The following is a 16,732-nucleotide window of genomic DNA, read 5'->3' as shown; positions in this document are numbered from 1 at the left end:
GCGATCACCGCCCGATCGACCGCTCGCTGCCTTCGAGGAGCTGGCGGATGTTGGCGCGGTGCCGCCACACGAGCAGGCAGGCGATCGGCACCATCGCCCAGGAGACGAGCGCGTTGCCCGCGACGTAGAACATCCCGAGCGGCATCATCAGCGCCGCGGTGATCGACGCGAGCGAACTGATCTTGAAGCCGAACGCCATGACGAGCCACACCACGGTGAGCACGAGGCCGAGCGGCCAGTGGAGCGCGAACGCGATGCCGGCGCCGGTCGCCACGCCCTTGCCGCCGCGAAAGCCGTGGAAGATCGGCCAGCAGTGACCGAGGAACACCGCGACGGCGGACGCGGGCACCGCCCACGAGGCGGCATCGACGAGCGGGGCGAGCTTCGCGACGGCGAACACCGCGACGAATCCCTTCAGTCCGTCGCCGACGAGCGTCCACAGCGCGGCCGCCTTGTTGCCGGTGCGGAGCACGTTGGTCGCGCCGGGATTCTTCGAGCCGTACTCGTGCGGGTCGGGGAGTCCATAGGCCTTGCTCACGACGACCGCGAACGAGACGGAGCCGATCAGGTACGCGGCGGCGACGAGGAGGAGGGCGGCGAGCAAGCGGGGGCGGAGTTCACGGGCGCGATGGGTAAAATTGTAATCCTTCCCATTCCCACCGCACCGCTGCCGGACGCGCCGACGTGACCCTCCCCGCCAGCACGATCTTCATCCACGATCTGCGCATCGCCACGCGCATCGGCGTCTATTCGTGGGAGGCGCACCTCGACCAGACGATCCGACTCGACCTCGAGATCGGGGCGCCGTCGGAGAAGCCGTTCGCGTCGGGACGGTTCGAGGACGCGCTCGACTACGCGGCGGTGGTCGATCGCATCAAGGCGTACGCGCAGGCGCACGAGCATCCGCTGCTCGAACGCTTCGCGCAGGGCATCGCCGACCTGGTCCGGCAGGAGTTCGGCGCTCCGTGGGTGCGCGTGCGCGTCGCGAAACTCGGCGCGCTGCCGGGCGTGAAGGAGATCGGCGTCGAGATCGTCCGCTGACGGCCGCCCGCGTCAGCCTGCCTGGGCCGTGGCGATGTCGACTTGCACCGGCTGCAGCACGCGGACGAGGTCCCCTGGCGCGAGGCCGACGAGGTAGCCGCGCCGTCCGCCGTTGATGTAGACGCGCGGCAACCCCGCGATCGTCGCCTGCATGTAGACCGGCATCGCGCGCTTCGTGCCGAACGGGCTCGTGCCGCCGACCTGGTAGCCCGAGTGTCGATCGGCGACCGCCGGGGCGCAGGGTGAAACCGTCTTCACGCCGAGATGGCGCGCGAGCGCCTTGGTCGACACCTCGCGGTCGCCGTGCATCAGCACGATCATCGGCTGCTGCCGCTCGTCCTCCATGATCAGCGTCTTCACGACCTGGTGCTCGGGAACGCCCAGCTCGCGGGCGGACACCGCGGTCCCGCCGCGCTCCTCGTAGGCGTACGGGTGGTCGGTCCAGGCGACGCCGTGCTCGCGCAGCACGCGGATCGCCTGGGTGACGGGGAGTCGGTCCTTGCTCATCGCGACTCAGGATCTGTCGACCTTGTCGGGGCACTCGCATCCGTGTCGGGCTGGTTGCGAGCCAGGCGCGAGGGCGGTCGTGTGATATCTGCGCATGCCATGTGCGCGGGTCTCATTGGTCACCGGGGAGTATGGCAGTGATCACCAGTGGCATTGTCGGGAAGGTTCCGCGGATGCGATTTTGCCAGGGCATGGCGCTACGAAAGTTTGCGCGGGCGACGGACCGCTTTCAGAAGGGGCATCAGGAGGAAGGTCGCGGGCTGGCAGGCAAGGCCGGGACAGATCTGGTGCATCGTCACGCGCTCGAGACCGGGGGCAGACCGTGGCTCATTTGGTGAGCCAGCGGAATCCGTAGAATTCGCCGATGCACTACGTTGCCCATGGACCCGATCACGCCCTGATCGATCACCTGCGGGCGGTGGCCGACCGGGCGGCCCGTTGCGCGCCGGCCGGCGCGCAGCTCTGGGCGCACCAAGCCGGTTTGTGGCACGACCTGGGCAAGTTCCGTCCCGGATTCCAGCGCTACATCCGCGAGGACGAGAACGCACACATCGAAGGACGCGGCGTCGGCCAGCGCGACAAGACCCACTCGGCCGCTGGTGCGGTGCACGCGCTGCAAGAACTGAAGCTGCGCTTCGGCGAGCCCGGGCGGCAGGCGGGTTGGCTGCTGGCGCACCTGATCGCCGCCCACCACACTGGCCTTTACGACGCCGCCGACTTGAAGGACAGGTTGCTCGGCGGTGGCAGGGGCGACAGCGAACGAGAGCATCGCGAGGCGGCGGAGGCTTGCGCCGCACACGAATCGGCGCTGCTCGCGCTCCCCGATGGGCTGGACGCGAGGTCGATGCTGTTCGGCATACCCGGTCTGCGCGAGATGGAGCCGCTGGCGCAATCGCTCTGGCTGCGCATGCTGTTCTCGGCCCTGGTCGACGCCGACTTTCTCGATACCGAGGCCTACCTGAACCGCGGCCTGGCCGAACGCCGCGCGGGCTTCCCGCCGCTGACCGAGTATCTGGCGCGACTGGACTCGCACCTGGACGGGATGGCCGCGCGAGTGCACGCCGCGGGTCGCGCGGACGAGCCCGTGATGCGCGCTCGCGCGCAAGTACTCGCCGACTGCCGCGCAGCGGCCGTGCAGCCGCAGGGCGTTTTCAGCTTGCAGGTGCCCACTGGGGGCGGCAAGACGCTCGCGTCGCTCGCGTTCGCGCTGCGACATGCGGTGGCGCACGGGCTCGCGCGCGTCATCGTCGCCATTCCCTACACCAGCATCGTTGAGCAAACCGCTGACGTCCTGGCCGACATCTTCGGGCGCGAAGCGTTTGTCGAGCACCACAGCCAATCCGACGACGACGCCAGGGCGGAGACCGCGCGTTCGCGTCTGGCGTGCGAGAACTGGGACGCGCCGCTCGTCGTGACGACGAACGTGCAGCTATTCGAAAGTCTCTTCGCTGCCCGCACCAGCCGCTGCCGCAAGCTCCACCGCGTGCAGCGGAGCGTGATCGTGCTCGACGAGGCACAGACGCTGCCGCCGCCCTTCCTGCAGCCCACGCTCGACACGCTGCGCCTGCTCGTGTCTCACTACGGCGTCACGCTGGTCTCCTGTACCGCCACGCAGCCGGTGCTCAGTGACATCGCGCGCTTCGATTCCCGCGCGAGCCTGCGCGGACTGACGCGCGGAGAAGCGAGGCCGCGCGAGATCGTGCAGGCCGTAGAGCCGCTGTACGAGCAGCTCGAGCGGGTGCGGCTGCAGTGGCCGACCGACCTTCACGCGACCGAGGAGATTCCCGCCGTCGCCGCGCGCCTGGCCGCCGAGCCCGCGGTGCTCGCCATCGTCAACACGCGGCGCGACGCCGCCGAACTGGTTCATGCAGTGGACGCCGCTGCGTCCGACGGTGAACCCACGCTGCACCTGTCCGCGGCGATGTGCGGCCAGCACCGAGCCGACACCATCGCCGAGATCCGTCAACGGCTCGACGCGCGCCACGGCGGCGACACCCGCGCCCTGCGAGTGGTGTCCACGCAGTTGGTCGAGGCGGGTGTGGACATCGACTTCCCGGTGGTCGTCCGTGCGCTGGCCGGCCTGGAGTCCATCGCGCAGGCGGCGGGGCGCTGCAATCGCGAGGGGCGACTGGGCCCGCGCGGCGGACGCGTGGAGGTGTTCGTGCGCCCGATCCCGGGCACGCTGGCGGCGCTGGTGCGTGCTGCACAGGCGACGCGTTCGGTACTCGGCACGGCGCGACCCGAGTCGCTGCCGCCCGCAATGTTCAGCGAGTACTTCAGGCACTGGTATGCGCAGTTCCAACTCGACGAGAAGCAGGTGCTGCCCATGCTCAAGGCGAGCCCTGACTTCGACCTGCGACTGCGAAGTGCGGCGCAGGCCTATCGTCTGATCGACGACCAGGACCAGGTGGCGGTCGTCGTGCCGTACTCCCCGACCAAGGGTGCCGACGAGCGCGTGGCACAGGCGTTGGCAGCGTTGAGCGCCGGCAGCGCCGAGCGCTGGCACCTGCGCATATTGCAGCGCTTCGTGGTGCAGGCACGGCGGCGGGAAATGCAGGCGGGGCTGGCGCGCGGCGACTTTTCCGAACCGCTGCCCGGCTGGTTCGTACTGAACGACGACCAGCGCTACAGCGCGCGATTCGGCTTGCTCGGCGAAGGTGCCCCGCTGGACGCCGCCACGCTGTTTCAGTAGGGTGCCCGGACGACGGAGGGACGCCGAGAATGGACCACCAACGCTTCGTACTCGAAGTCCGCGGCGACTGGGCCTGCTTCACGAGGCCGGAGATGAAAGTCGAACGCGTGAGCTACGACGTCATCACACCGTCGGCGGCGCGCGCCGTCTTCGAGGCCATCTTCTACAAGCCGGCGGTGCGCTGGGAAGTGCGGCGAATCGAAGTGCTCACACCGGTGCGCTGGACGAACCTCAGGCGTAACGAGGTCGCGTCGGTGGTCTCCACCCGCAACGTCGAGCAGGCGATGAAACAGGGCACAGGTGAACTGGCATTGTACGTGGACGAGAACCGCCAGCAGCGCGCCGCGCTCCTGCTGCGCGACGTGGCCTGGCGGCTGCACGCCGACCTTGTCGTGCGCCCGGACCGGCGCGACCCCGAGGCGCCGGCCAAATTCTTCGCGATGTTCGAGCGACGCGCCCGCAAGGGGCAATGCGTGAACCAGCCCTACCTCGGTTGCCGGGAGTTCGCGGCCCGGTGGCGACTTGTGGAGGACGTTGCTGTTGAGCCCGCGCCGATCGCCGAGACGCGCGACCTCGGCTGGATGCTGCACGACCTGGACTTCACCGACGCCGCCGACCCACAGCCGCGGTTCTTCCGCGCGCAGATGACGAAGGGCGTCATCGAGATCCCGGCATTCGGCGGCGAAGAGGTGGCGCGGTGATCCTGCAGGCGCTGGTGGATTACTACGAGCGCAGGCGGACGCTCGATCCCGCGTCGGTCGCGCCGACCGGGTGGGAGTATCGGGAGATCGCGTTCTTCGTCGACCTCGGCGACGATGGGTCTGCGGCTCTCGTCGATCGAAGGTCGACAGACCGCAAACGAGGCGAGCTCCTGCTGGTACCCGCCGCCGAGATCCGCTCTGGAAACGACGCCTGGAAGAAGCCCAATCTGCTGTGGGACCACATCGGCTTTGTGTTCGGCTGGCAGAAACGAAGGCCGGACGGCACACTCGATCCGACCGACAAGCCGGAGAAGGTCGCGAAGCAGCACGAGGCTTTCAAGGAGCGGCTGCAGGCACTGGCAGCGCGCCACCAAGAGTCGGTGGGCTTGCAAGCGATCGGCCGCTTCTACGGTGCGAAGGCATGGGCCGACATTCAGCCTCCGGAACTCCGCGAAGCGCTTCGCAACGCGCAAGGTCTCAACGTCACCTTCAGAGTCCGAGGGTCCATTGACCCCGTGTGCCATGAGGACTGGGTCGCAGGGGAGTGCGCAGTAGGCGAGCCTAAGGACGATGGCGAGAGCACTGCGCCCGCGGGCCCCTGCCTGGTGACCGGTAGGCACGGTGCGATAGCGCGTCTGCATCCCAAGATCTCCTACGTGGCGTCAAAGCCGTCGCCGCTGGTGTCGGCGAATACGAACGAGGCGCCCGCCTACAGCTCGTACGGCAAGGAGCAGGCACTCAACGCGCCGATATCTGTTGAAGCCGCGTCGCGCTACGCGCTGGCGCTCAACACACTGATCGGCCGTAGCTCGCCCAACAAGGTCCAGATCGCCGACGCGACAACCGCCATCTGGGCCGACCGGCAGGACAACACCGAAGCGGACGTCGTCGCCATGTTCGGCGACAATCCCGATGCCCACGTCGATGCCGTGCGCAAGCGTCTTGCCGGCGCGACGTCCGGCGTCCGCGGCGCAGAGGACACGTCACTGCGCTTCTTCGTGCTGGGTCTGGCGCCCAACGCCTCGCGCATCGCTGTGCGCTTCTGGTTCCACGACACGTTCGAACGCTTGGGTCCGCGTATCCTGCAGCACTTCGACGACCTGCGCATTGCCCGCCAGTCCGATCGCGACGGCCCCACGCCGGCCATGTATTTGCTGCTGCGATCGATCGCGCCGCAGAGCAAGGCCGACAACGTGCCGCCGCGCTTGGCAGGCGAGTGGCTGCGCGCCATCCTCGAGGGCACCCCCTACCCGCCGGCCCTGCTCAACGCCGCGGTCAACCGCTGCCGCGCGGAGCAGGCAAAGAAGGATGAGCGCACAGGCAAGCCCGTACCGAACGTCTCCTACCTGCGCGCCGCCATTCTCAAGGCTTGCATCAACCGCGAGTACCGTCGTCGCCACGATGCATCAGCCGGCTTCCAATTCATCCAGGAGGAACTCGACGTGAGTCAGACCGAACCAGCCTACCGACTCGGGCGCCTGTTCGCCGTGCTGGAGAACATCCAGGTTCAGTCGGCAAGGCCCGCGAAGCTCAACGCTACCATCCGCGACCGCTACTACGGTGCTGCCTCCAGCACGCCGGGCGCGGTGTTTCCGACGTTGATGCGGCTGACGAACTCGCACCTGAAAAAGCTCAGGAACGGCATGGAGACGTTCTTCGAGAAACTGGTGGGCGAGATCTGCGGCAGCGTCGAGGAACCTGCACTCACGGACTTCCCACGCCAACTCGACCTGCATGCCCAGGGCCTTTTCGCGCTCGGCTACTACCACCAGCGGCAGAGCCTCTACGCGGGAAAGACTGCCGACGCCGACACCAGCACCGACGACAGCACCGTTCAGGAGAACTGACCATGCCCCTCGCGCACCGCTACGACTTCGTGCTCCTCTTCGACGTGAAGGATGGGAACCCCAACGGTGATCCCGATGCAGGTAACCTTCCGCGGCTGGACGCCGAGACCGGGCACGGGCTGGTGACCGACGTTTCGCTCAAGCGCAAGGTGCGCAACTTCGTCGCCATGACGCGAGAGCAGACGCAACGCGACCCTGCCGAGGGCGAGAAGCGCTTCGAGATCTATGTGCGCGAGAAGGCGATCCTGAATCTGCAGCACCAAAGGGCCTACTCGGCGCTGAAGCTCGATCCGGGCGAAGCCGAACCTGCAGCCGACGAACTCGTCGAGACACCGAAGAAGAAGGGCGCCAGGGACAAGCGCAAGGGCGGCGGCGATGAAGTCGAGCGCGCCCGCGCCTGGATGTGCCAGAACTTTTTCGACGTGCGCACCTTTGGCGCCGTGATGTCCACCGGCGTCAACGCCGGCCAGGTGCGCGGGCCGGTGCAAATGACGTTCGCTCGATCCGTCGAACCTGTGGTCGCACTGGAACACACCATCACGCGAGTGGCCGTCACCACGGAGGAGAAGGCCGCCGAGCAGAAAGGGGACAACCGCGAGATGGGCCGCAAGCACACGGTTCCCTACGGCCTGTACCGGGCGCACGGCTTCGTCTCTGCCTTCCTAGCCAGGCAGACTGGCTTCGACGACGCCGACCTCGAGCTTCTGTGGCAGGCTCTCGGACAGATGTTCGAGCACGACCGCAGCGCCGCGCGCGGCCAGATGAGCACGCGGGGCCTGTACGTCTTCGAGCACGAAAGCGAGCTGGGCAATGCGCATGCGCACGCCTTGTTCGACCGTCTCGCCATCGCACACACGGGCGATGCTGCGGCACCGGCACGCGACTTTGGCGCATACTCGGTGGCATTCGACGGCCGCGCGCTCGCGATCGGAGAAAGCGTCGCAGCGGCACAGGGGGTCACCCTCACTCGGAGGTGCTGAACATGGATTGGCGCGAGCGCATCGTCTGCGACCCCGACATCCTCGTGGGCAAGCCTGCCGTCAAGGGCACCCGCCTGTCGGTGGAGTTGATCCTCGGCTGGCTTGCCCAAGGCTGGACGCACGAAACTCTGCTGGACGCGTACCCGCAGCTCACGCGCGACGACATCCTTGCCGCACTGGGCTTCGCCGCCGAGAAGATGCGCGAGGAGTCCTACACCTTGCTGGATAGCCCGGCCACGTGAGCGTGCGGCTGCTGGCCAACGAGAACTGACCGCGCCCGGCGTTGCTGGCCTTGCGCGCGGCGGGCTTGGACGTTCAGGCCGTGGCCGAAGAGATGCCCCGTGCCACGGATGCCGACGTGTTGCGCCGCGCCGCGGCCGATGGCCGCTGGGTGTTGACCTTCGATCGCGATTACGGCGAACTCGTCTTCGCGCGTGCCGTGCCGCCTCCGCCGGCTATCGTCTTCCTGCGGCAAGCGGCGTACGCGCCGGACTGGCCGACGCGGATCGTGCAGGACCTCCTGCCGCTGGCGGACTGGATCGAGGGCTATCTGGTCGTCGTTTCGGGCCGGGCTCTGCGCCGCAGGCGGCTGCCTGTCGCGTGACGGTCGACGAGCTTCTGCCCATTTCGGCTCTGCAACACTGGGCCTACTGCCCGCGCCAGTGCGGCCTGATCCATCTGGAGCAGGCTTTCGACGACAACCTGCACACGTTGCGTGGCAATGCCGTCCACGCGGAGGTGGACCGACCGGGTTTCGAGGTGCGGCGCGGCCTGCGCGTCGAGCGGGCGCTACCATTGTTCAGCGACCGGCTCGGGCTGGTAGGCAAGGCCGACACGGTGGAGTTCGAAGCCGACGGCACACCCTATCCGGTGGAGTACAAGCACGGCAGCCGCCACAAGGCCGCTGACATCGCCGCCTGCGACGACCTGCAGCTCGCCGCGCAGGCGCTATGCCTGGAGGAAATGACCGGCCGCGCCGTGCCCGAGGGGGCGTTGTTCTACGCCAGCAGCAAGCGCAGGCGCGTGGTGGCCGTGGATGTCGCGCTGTTGCAGCGGGTGGCCGATACCTCCGCCGAGGTGCGCGCGATGCTGGCGGCAGCCCGACTGCCATCACCCACTTCGGATCTCCGGCGCTGCCGAGGCTGCTCGCTTCGGGATCGCTGCCAGGTCGACGCGCTCGCCCGTATCGCGGATGGTGCGGCAGTCGGCGACGATCTGTTCGATCCCGTCGGCGAACCTTGAGCATGCAGTTGCTCAACACTCTGTACGTGACCCTGCCGGACAGCCACCTGCGGCTGGACAACGACACGCTGCGTCTGCTCGTGGGCGACGAGACGCGGCTGCGCGTGCCGCTGCATCACTTGGGCTCCGTAGTGTGCTTTGGACCGGTGAGCGTGAGCGTACCGCTGATGCACCGGCTGGCCGATGAAGGCACCGCCCTCGTGCTGCTGGATACGAACGGCCGTTTCAAGGCTCGGCTGGAAGGTGCCACGTCAGGCAACGTTCTGCTGCGGCGTGAGCTTCCCTCTGTTTTTCGTCCGCCAAGGGAACGGGGTCATGCTGCCACGGCTTGCTCGTGCTGACTGCTGATCCAACCGGCCAGGAACCGCGCCGGCGAAACATAGCCGAGCGTCGAGTGCTTGCGCCTGCGGTTGTAGAACACCTCGATGTAGTCGAACAGATCGGCGATCGCCGCCTCGCGCGTCGCGTACCGGGTGCCGCCACGCTCGTTCGCGCTGGAGAAGAAGAAGAGCGGTCGGCGCGTTGTCCCAGCAGTTCCGCTGCGGCTCATCGAGCAGGTCGCGCCGAACTCGACCAGCTTGTCCTGGAACACGCCGCTCGCGTATTGGCTGCTATCTATCGGAGTGATGCATCAATCCAGGCGCCGGCGTCGCGGCGAAACCACGCCATCGTCAGTGCATCGACCACGATATCCGCCGTCATCCGCGGCGCGATCGACCAGCCGACCACCTCGCGGTTGAACAGATCGAGCACCACGGCCAGGTACAGCCAACCCTCATCGGTCCAGATGTGCGCTCAGATCGGCCGTCCACGCCGGATTGCCCGACGCCGGCGCAAACCCCGGGCCAGCAGGTTGTCCGCCACCGGCAGCGCGTGCCTGGAATCGGTCGTCGCCTTCCGTGAACCGGCGCTTGTGCCGCGCCTCAGGTCATGCTCCTGCGCCAGCCGCTCGACCCGCGCCTTGCTCACCTGGTAGCCGCGCTCCGTGCAGCTCCTGATACATCCGCGGCGAGCCGTAGGTTCGCAGGTAAGGTTGTAGTGCGCGACGCGCTGCGCGGCAGCGCAGCGCCAGCAGTTGCCCATCGGTCAGCCGTGCGCGATCCGGCCTGCCGCCACCCTTCCAGGCCCGATACCCGCTGATGCTCACCGTCAGCGTGGTGCATCGTCGGCAGCGGAAAGTTCTTCCGTTGCGTGTCGATCCAGGCGTACTTCACGCGCATCTTTCGCGAAGTACGCCGTCGCTTTTTTTAGGATTTCATTCTCCATCCGCAGCCGCGCGTTCTCGGCCCGCACCCGCGAGAGCTCCATCTGCTCCGGCGTAATCGCCTTGGCTCCCGGCGGATTGAGCTTCCCCGCCTTCGCCGCCTTCACCCAGTTTCGCAGCGTCTGCTCGGCGAATGACCCAGGTCGCGCGCCACGACCGCGACCCCCTGGCCGCTGCGAACCCGCTTGACCGCCAGTTCCTTGAACTCCGCCGTGAACTCCTGCTTCGGTACCTTGAACATTCCCAGCCTCCATTTCGCCTATCCTATCCAAAGACCCTTGGAAGACGAAATTCGAGGGGAAGCTCAGCGCGCCCACCATGTCACCAGCCAGGACGACGGCTTCGCACTGAGGTTGGGACGGCGCATTGTCGCTGGCAAGCTGCGCAACCAGCGCCACGTGCTGTTGCGCGGCGCGCGCGATGCCAAGGACGAGGCCGACCGGCGCATCCTGACCCGGGCAGCGCAGGACCTCGCCGCCAGCCAGCGTGCGCTTCCCGCCGCCGCGACGCTGGACGCCGTACGCGGGGTGGAGGGCGAGGCGGCGCGCGGATACTTCGCGGTGCTGAACCACCTCCTGCGACCCGATCTTCGCGCGCAGTTTCGCATGGAGGGCCGCAGCCGCCGACCGCCGCGCGACCGCATGAACGCGCTGCTGTCGTTCCTGTATTCGATGTGGATGAACGATTGCCGGAGCGCGTGCGAGACCGCAGGCCTCGATCCGCAGGTTGGCTACCTGCATGTGCTTCGACCAGGGCGGGCGGCGCTGGCGCTCGATCTGATGGAGGAGTTCAGACCTCTCGCCGACCGGCTGGCACTGACGTTGATCAACCGGCTTCAAGTGACAGTGGAAGCATTCGACGAACGCGAGGGCGGTGCCGTGATGCTGACGGCCGATGCACGCAAGGCGGTGGTGCTGGCCTTCCAGGAGCGCAAGCAGGAGTCGCTGGCTCACCCGCTGTTCGCGGAAAGCGTGCCACTGGGCTTGGTGCCACTGGTACAGGCTCGCCTTCTCGCGCGCCATGTGCGCGGCGAAGTGGCCGACTACCCGCCGTTTGCGCTTCGCTGAAGCCGAGTGTGAGATGCTGGTGATCGTGTGCTACGACGTCAACACCGAAGACGCAGCGGGCCGACGCCGATTGCGCCAGGTGGCCAAGGCCTGCGAAAGCCGGGGGCAGCGGGTGCAAAAGTCGGTGTTCGAGTGCCAACTCGACTTGGCGGGACTCGAGGTCCTGGAGCGCCGGCTGCTTTCGATCATGGACCTGGAGCGCGACTGCCTGCGGCTGTACCGCCTCGGCGATGGGAGGGGCTGCGAGGTCCGGGAGCACGGCCGGTTCCGTGCCCAGGACTTCGACGCGCCGCTGGTCTTCTGACTTGCGCGGACCCGAAGCGTCGACCTGTTGGGCATAGGTTCGCGCTTGCTGGCAGGATGCCTCCCTCCAGTCAGAGCGAGAGGCAGTCCCAACGGCAACAAGCCGGGAATCGAGACGCGCTTGCAGGTTCGCGCGAAGTGTGCAGAATCAGCAGCAGCCACAAGAAGTTGCATAGGTGGCGTCGCGCGCCTCTCACGGGGCGCGCGTGGATTGAAACTCCGCCTGGCTCCGACCGTCGTACCCCGCCGCCAGGTCGCGCGCCTCTCACGGGGCGCGCGTGGATTGAAACGAGTCGTCGAGCGAGCCCGCGCCGGAGAGGTCGGCGTCGCGCGCCTCTCACGGGGCGCGCGTGGATTGAAACTGGCCGATCTGGCGCGTCGAATGATCGACGCGTCGCGCGTTGAAGCGCGCCTCTCACGGGCGGCGCGCGTGGATTGAAACGGCGGTCGCGCAGCGCGCTTCAAGTCGCCGCATCGTCGCGCGCTCTCACGGGGCGCGCGTGGATTGAAACAACGCTGCGCGCGGCGCGCCGCGCACGCGCGCGCCTCTCACGGGGCGCGTGGATTGAAACGACGTGAAGAGCAACATCGACCAGGTGGCGCGGCGTCGCGCGCCCTCTCACGGGCGCGCGTGATTGAAACGCGCGTGATCGCCGGCAGGATTGGTGCTCGCGGCGCGCGCCTCTCACGGGGCGCGCGTGGATTGAAACTCACGCATCGAGGGCGCGCTCGAGCGCACGGACCTGGTCGCGCGCCTCTCACGGGGCGCGCGTGGATTGAAACCTGCTCGACACGGCCAATTTCACCTCGCCCACGCGTCGCGCGCCCTCCAGCGGGCGCGTGGATTGAAACTTGATCTTCGGAAGGTCCGCGGATCGCGCGTTGTCGCGCGCCTCTCACGGGCGCGCGCGTGGATCTAACGGCGCGCGTGGATTGAAACGGATGTCGATGCGAGCGAACGCGCGCATGAGAGGTCGCGCGCCTCTCACGGGGCGCGCGTGGATTGAAAATAACCGGCGTCTCCTGACCGCGGATCACCGTCGCGCGCCTCTCACGGGGCGCGTGGATTGAAATTGAAACCGGGCGTGCGGGTGCTTCACGCCAAGGGTCGCGCGCCTCTCACGTGGCGCGCGGATTGAAACCGAGGATCGGCCGGCCGGCTTCACGCGAGTTTTGAAGCCTTGTCGCGCGCGCGCTTCACGGCGCGCGCGTGGATTGAAACCCGATCGGCGCGGCGGCGGCCGCCGAGTCGCGTCGCGCGCCTCTCACGGCGCGCGTGGATTGAAACGCGGCGGATGGCGTCGATCAACGGGTTAATCATGGCGGTCGCGCGCCTCTCACGGGGCGCGCGTGGATTGAAACGCGCGACCCACTCAACGGGCCGTCCGGCGCGCGGTCGCCTCTCTCACGGGGCGCGCGTGGATTGAAACGACGTCAGGCGATTGACTGACCGATCACGCGCCGTCGCGCGCCTCTCGGGGCGCGCGTGGATTGAAACGAGTCGATGTACGGCCCGCAGTCGATCGCGGCAGGCCGGCGCGCCCACGGGGCGCGCGTGGATTGAAACACGACGCGTGCGCGGATGAAGTCGCATCGAAGCGTCGCGCGCCTCTCACGGGGCGCGCGTGGATTGAAACCGCGTGCGCCGGCGCACCATCGATCTTGCGATTGTTGCGGTCGCGCGCCTCTCACGGGGCGCGCGTGGATTGAAACGTCGAATCGAACACCACCCCGTCCACCTCGACCTTGTCGCGCGCCTCTCACGGGGCGCGCGTGGATTGAAACGTCAACAACGAGCCGATCACCGCCTCGATCGCCGGTCGCGCGCCTCTCACGGGGCGCGCGTGGATTGAAACCCGGAGGTCTCCGCGCGCATCCGGGGGCGCAAGGGTCGCGCGCCTCTCACGGGGCGCGCGTGGATTGAAACGCCAGGACGTCGGTCACCGTCCTCATCGCGGCGGGTCGCGCGCCTCTCACGGGGCGCGCGTGGATTGAAACGTCCCGTCTCCGTAGCGCAGCACGAACCCCTCGAGGTCGCGCGCCTCTCACGGGGCGCGCGTGGATTGAAACAAGGGATAAGCGTGGCGTCGAGACGGCTACCGGACGTCGCGCGCCTCTCACGGGGCGCGCGTGGATTGAAACGCGCGTCCGTAATGCGTCCGTATTGCGGATCGTCGTCGCGCGCCTCTCACGGGGCGCGCGTGGATTGAAACGCCGCCGTCGTCGTCGTGACAACCGCCGCATCCTGCGTCGCGCGCCCAGCACGGGGGCGCGCGTGGATTGAAACACTCCGTACATGCAATCAACGTTTGCATCGTGGTCGTCGCGCGCGCCTCACGGGCGCGCGTGGATTGAAACGTCGAACGAACACACCCCGTCCACCGGTCGACGTCCTTGTCGCGCGCCTCTCACGGGGCGCGCGTGGATTGAAACGTCAACAACGAGCCGATCACCGCCTCGATCGCCGGTCGCGCGCCTCTCACGGGGCGCGCGTGGATTGAAACATCAACGAGGCGCGGGAGGTGCCGCGGTCGATCCTGTCGCGCGCCTCTCGGCGCGGCGTGGATTGAAACCGCCGCTGCAATGACGAGGCGGGGTGTTGGTGTCGGGGTCGCGCGCCTCTCACGGGGCGCGTGGATTGAAACATCGACGAAGCACGCAGTTTGCATCCGACGCGTCAGTCGCGCGCCTCTCACGGGGCGCGCGTGGATTGAAACATTGCCCGACCGATCAATGCGATCATCCGCGACAGGGTCGCGCGCCTCTCACGGGGCGCGCGTGGATTGAAACGGCAAACCCGCGCAGATGATCCAAGGTGATCCAACGTCGCGCGCCTCTCACGGGGCGCGCGTGGATTGAAACTTCGGCCAGCCGTCGGGGCGCGGGCCGCACGCGGGTCGCGCGCCTCTCACGGGGCGCGCGTGGATTGAAACATGCGCCAGTAGTGAAGGCGCTCGACGACGTGATGGTCGCGCGCCTCTCACGGGGCGCGCGTGGATTGAAACGTCGAATCGAACACCACCCCGTCCACCTCGACCTTGTCGCGCGCCTCTCACGGGGCGCGCGTGGATTGAAACATCAAGCGTACGGGGCCGACGTGATGGAAACGATGGTCGCGCGCCTCTGCGCGCGCGCGTGGATTGAAACTACGATCGAATGTCGCATCACCATAAGGAGCAAAGTCGCGCGCCTCTCACGGGGCGCGCGTGGATTGAAACAACGCGCACCGCACGCGCAAGCTCGACCTGGCAGAGTCGCGCGCCTCTCACGGGGCGCGCGTGGATTGAAACTTCGCACACGAGACGCGCTCGACTTGGAGTCGCGCGCCTCTCACGGGGCGCGCGTGGATTGAAACCGTTGCAGGTAGACCGGCGTCCGCTCGCATTGCAGGTCGCGCGCCTCGCATTCAGGAGCGGCCGCTGCCGGAGCTGCGCGCCGAGATCGACGACGCGCTCGCGCAGGCCGGCCGCCGCCGCTTCATCCTGGCGCCCGGCTGCACGGTGGCGTCGTTCACGCCGCAGCGGACGCTGCGCTGCCTGCGCGACCACACTCGCGCGCCGTGACGACGCCGGTGCGGCGCATCCTGCTGGTTGCCTTGAGCCAGCGCCTGCCGGTTGCGCGCGCCGCCGCCAACCGTGGCCCACGCCGCGGGCGACACGGCAGCAAGGACATCGCGGCCGGCGTGGGCCTCGCGCGGCTCGCGCGCACGCGCTGCACGTAGGCGCGATCTCACCCGGATGGATGAGGCGTCGTCACCCGGACGGGTGAGGGCGGGAGCGTAGCCTAGCGCCGGTCGACGCACACGCGCGCGTGCAGGTGCACGAGCTCCATCTGGCCGTGGGTGTTGGTCTTCTGGTAGATCTGCTTGAGATGCGTGCGCACGGTGTTCTCGGACACCTTGAGCGAGCGCGCCACACTCGACAGGCCGTGTCCGGAGAACACCAGGGCATTGACGCGCGCCTGCGCGGGCGTGAGCTCGAACTGGCGGGCGAACGGGCAGCTGCGCGGATCGTGCTCCGAATGGGCGTTGCGCGTCATGACCATGACGAGGTCGCACAGCTCGCCGGCATCGCTCAAGAACCCGCGGCCGGCCGAGCGCGCGATCAGGATCGAGGGGTGGCCGCCCGCAGGCACCGAGATCGTCAGGACGCGGGCCGCGGCCCCCGCGTCGAGCGCCGCATCGCGGGACAGCTCGAGCATCGCCTCGCGCAGCGACCGGTTGTCGGTCGCGGTGGTGGCGACCAGCCTGTCGCCGGACACGTGAAGGCCGTCCGCCTCGGCGGTGAGCTCGCCCGCGCGCCGGTTGTGGTAGACCACGCGGCCCTCGCGGGTCAGCAGCAGCGTCGGGTGCGCATCCTGGTCGACGATGCGCATCAGCGCGCGCGCGAGGTCGCCTGCCTGCTGGTATCGCCAGCGATTGTCGAGCGCGAGGCTGAAGTGCGGCAGCGTGCATCCGAGGTCGGCGCGTTCGCGGTCCCCGAACGGCTCCTCGCCCTCTGCGCGCAGCGCGTCGACGAAATAGACGAGGTCCCCGCGCCGGGCCACGACCCCGCACAAGCGGTGGAGGAGTCCGCGCGGCTTGAGCAGCCCGCGGTAGAAGTCCGTGCGCACGAGGTCGTGCGCACCGATCAGCTCCTCGCCGGTCATCACCCGACCCGCGGCGTAGTCGATGCTCGACAGGAACCAGGGGTTGCGCGGTGCGTACCCGGCCAAGGCGGCGCGCAGCGCGGGGTCCTGCGGCGCGTCGTAGAGCGTGTCGCCCTCGCCACGGATGAAGTGATGGCGGCAAAGTGCGGTCACGCGGGCGTCCAGCCAGCCGCGCAGCATGTCGAGCACGCGCTGCCAGTCGCCCTCCTCGTCACCGGCCGCGTGAATGCCGTAGACGATGTCTGCCAGCGTGCGGTCGCGATCGTCGTTTTCCGACGTAGCCGTCATGCTCCGAAACCCGTGAAGGTGTGCCGCGGCGAGCGCGGCGCCGCGGACTGCCCCGCGGCCTGCCGGTTCCTGCTCTGCGGCCGTAGGCCCGACCCCGGCCTGGGCGACACTCTCGGCGGGTCCGCCGCCCATGTCAACGGGGGAGGATAACCG

Annotated in this window: 15 protein-coding genes, 1 pseudogene and 1 CRISPR repeat array; of the genes and pseudogenes, 12 read left to right on the top strand and 4 right to left on the bottom strand. The window is 68.2% G+C overall.

Translation table 11 applies throughout. The features are described 5' to 3' along the window. Positions 1 to 4: 4 nt before the first annotated feature. The gene (gene plsY / locus HS109_02235) at positions 5 to 604 is read right to left on the bottom strand and encodes a glycerol-3-phosphate 1-O-acyltransferase PlsY (GenBank protein MBE7521183.1); all 600 of its coding nucleotides are present in this window, start codon (positions 602 to 604) and stop codon (positions 5 to 7) included. A gap of 101 nt (positions 605 to 705) precedes the next feature. Between plsY and HS109_02230 the strand changes: the two genes are divergently transcribed. Continuing rightward, positions 706 to 1,041, top strand: a complete 336-nt coding sequence (locus HS109_02230) for a dihydroneopterin aldolase (protein ID MBE7521182.1) — start codon at positions 706 to 708, stop codon at positions 1,039 to 1,041. A gap of 12 nt (positions 1,042 to 1,053) precedes the next feature. On the opposite strand, the gene ybaK is transcribed toward HS109_02230, so the two are convergent. Continuing rightward, complete coding sequence (ybaK, locus tag HS109_02225) at positions 1,054 to 1,548, bottom strand: Cys-tRNA(Pro) deacylase (GenBank protein MBE7521181.1); 495 nt, start codon at positions 1,546 to 1,548, stop codon at positions 1,054 to 1,056. A gap of 364 nt (positions 1,549 to 1,912) precedes the next feature. Between ybaK and HS109_02220 the strand changes: the two genes are divergently transcribed. From HS109_02220 to HS109_02185, 8 genes are read left to right on the top strand one after another with little or no spacing between them, the layout of a single operon-like run. Then, positions 1,913 to 4,240: a CRISPR-associated endonuclease Cas3'' gene (locus HS109_02220; protein MBE7521180.1), complete on the top strand. Its 2,328-nt coding sequence runs from the start codon at positions 1,913 to 1,915 to the stop codon at positions 4,238 to 4,240. 29 nt (positions 4,241 to 4,269) lie between these two features. Next, positions 4,270 to 4,941 (top strand): type I-C CRISPR-associated protein Cas5, encoded by a 672-nt coding sequence (gene cas5c / locus HS109_02215; GenBank protein MBE7521179.1) that lies wholly within the window; start codon positions 4,270 to 4,272, stop codon positions 4,939 to 4,941. Further along, positions 4,938 to 6,788, top strand: a complete 1,851-nt coding sequence (cas8c, locus tag HS109_02210) for a type I-C CRISPR-associated protein Cas8c/Csd1 (protein ID MBE7521178.1) — start codon at positions 4,938 to 4,940, stop codon at positions 6,786 to 6,788. Before cas5c ends, cas8c begins: the two co-directional genes overlap by 4 nt. A gap of 2 nt (positions 6,789 to 6,790) precedes the next feature. Beyond that, on the top strand, positions 6,791 to 7,768 hold the full coding sequence (gene cas7c / locus HS109_02205; protein ID MBE7521177.1) for a type I-C CRISPR-associated protein Cas7/Csd2: 978 nt from the start codon (positions 6,791 to 6,793) through the stop codon (positions 7,766 to 7,768). 2 nt (positions 7,769 to 7,770) lie between these two features. Next, a complete protein-coding gene (locus HS109_02200; GenBank protein MBE7521176.1) occupies positions 7,771 to 8,010 on the top strand; it encodes a DUF433 domain-containing protein in 240 nt (79 codons plus the stop codon). A gap of 41 nt (positions 8,011 to 8,051) precedes the next feature. Next, a complete protein-coding gene (locus HS109_02195) occupies positions 8,052 to 8,372 on the top strand; it encodes a DUF5615 family PIN-like protein (protein ID MBE7521175.1) in 321 nt (106 codons plus the stop codon). Then, positions 8,369 to 9,010, top strand: coding sequence for a CRISPR-associated protein Cas4 (gene cas4, locus HS109_02190; GenBank protein ID MBE7521174.1), 642 nt, complete (start codon positions 8,369 to 8,371; stop codon positions 9,008 to 9,010). Before HS109_02195 ends, cas4 begins: the two co-directional genes overlap by 4 nt. A 2-nt stretch (positions 9,011 to 9,012) precedes the next feature. After that, complete coding sequence (locus tag HS109_02185; protein MBE7521173.1) at positions 9,013 to 9,351, top strand: CRISPR-associated endonuclease Cas1; 339 nt, start codon at positions 9,013 to 9,015, stop codon at positions 9,349 to 9,351. Here the strand turns inward: HS109_02185 and HS109_02180 are convergent. After that, a pseudogene (locus HS109_02180) lies at positions 9,324 to 10,515 on the bottom strand (IS3 family transposase). The gene HS109_02185 and the pseudogene HS109_02180 sit on opposite strands and share 28 nt — an antisense overlap. On the opposite strand from HS109_02180, the gene cas1 reads away from it, so the two are divergent. From cas1 to HS109_02165, 3 genes are all read left to right on the top strand, one after another. Beyond that, positions 10,448 to 11,341 carry a CRISPR-associated endonuclease Cas1 gene (cas1, locus tag HS109_02175; GenBank protein MBE7521172.1) on the top strand — a complete coding sequence of 298 codons (894 nt, stop codon included), beginning with the start codon at positions 10,448 to 10,450 and terminating at the stop codon, positions 11,339 to 11,341. The pseudogene HS109_02180 and the gene cas1 overlap by 68 nt on opposite strands. A 13-nt stretch (positions 11,342 to 11,354) precedes the next feature. Further along, complete coding sequence (gene cas2, locus HS109_02170; protein MBE7521171.1) at positions 11,355 to 11,645, top strand: CRISPR-associated endonuclease Cas2; 291 nt, start codon at positions 11,355 to 11,357, stop codon at positions 11,643 to 11,645. 185 nt (positions 11,646 to 11,830) lie between these two features. Beyond that, positions 11,831 to 14,999: a CRISPR direct-repeat array (repeat unit 33 nt; unit sequence CGCGCCTCTCACGGGGCGCGCGTGGATTGAAAC). 204 nt (positions 15,000 to 15,203) lie between these two features. After that, a complete protein-coding gene (locus HS109_02165; protein ID MBE7521170.1) occupies positions 15,204 to 15,365 on the top strand; it encodes a hypothetical protein in 162 nt (53 codons plus the stop codon). Positions 15,366 to 15,427: 62 nt separating this feature from the next. On the opposite strand, the gene HS109_02160 is transcribed toward HS109_02165, so the two are convergent. Continuing rightward, positions 15,428 to 16,579 (bottom strand): helix-turn-helix transcriptional regulator, encoded by a 1,152-nt coding sequence (locus tag HS109_02160; protein ID MBE7521169.1) that lies wholly within the window; start codon positions 16,577 to 16,579, stop codon positions 15,428 to 15,430. Between the last annotated feature and the right edge of the window lie 153 nt (positions 16,580 to 16,732).

This window comes from Burkholderiales bacterium, from assembly GCA_015075645.1.
Taxonomy (GTDB): domain Bacteria; phylum Pseudomonadota; class Gammaproteobacteria; order Burkholderiales; family Casimicrobiaceae; genus VBCG01.
Note: the sequence above shows the minus strand (reverse complement) of the source record. Positions and strands in the feature narration are given on the sequence as shown.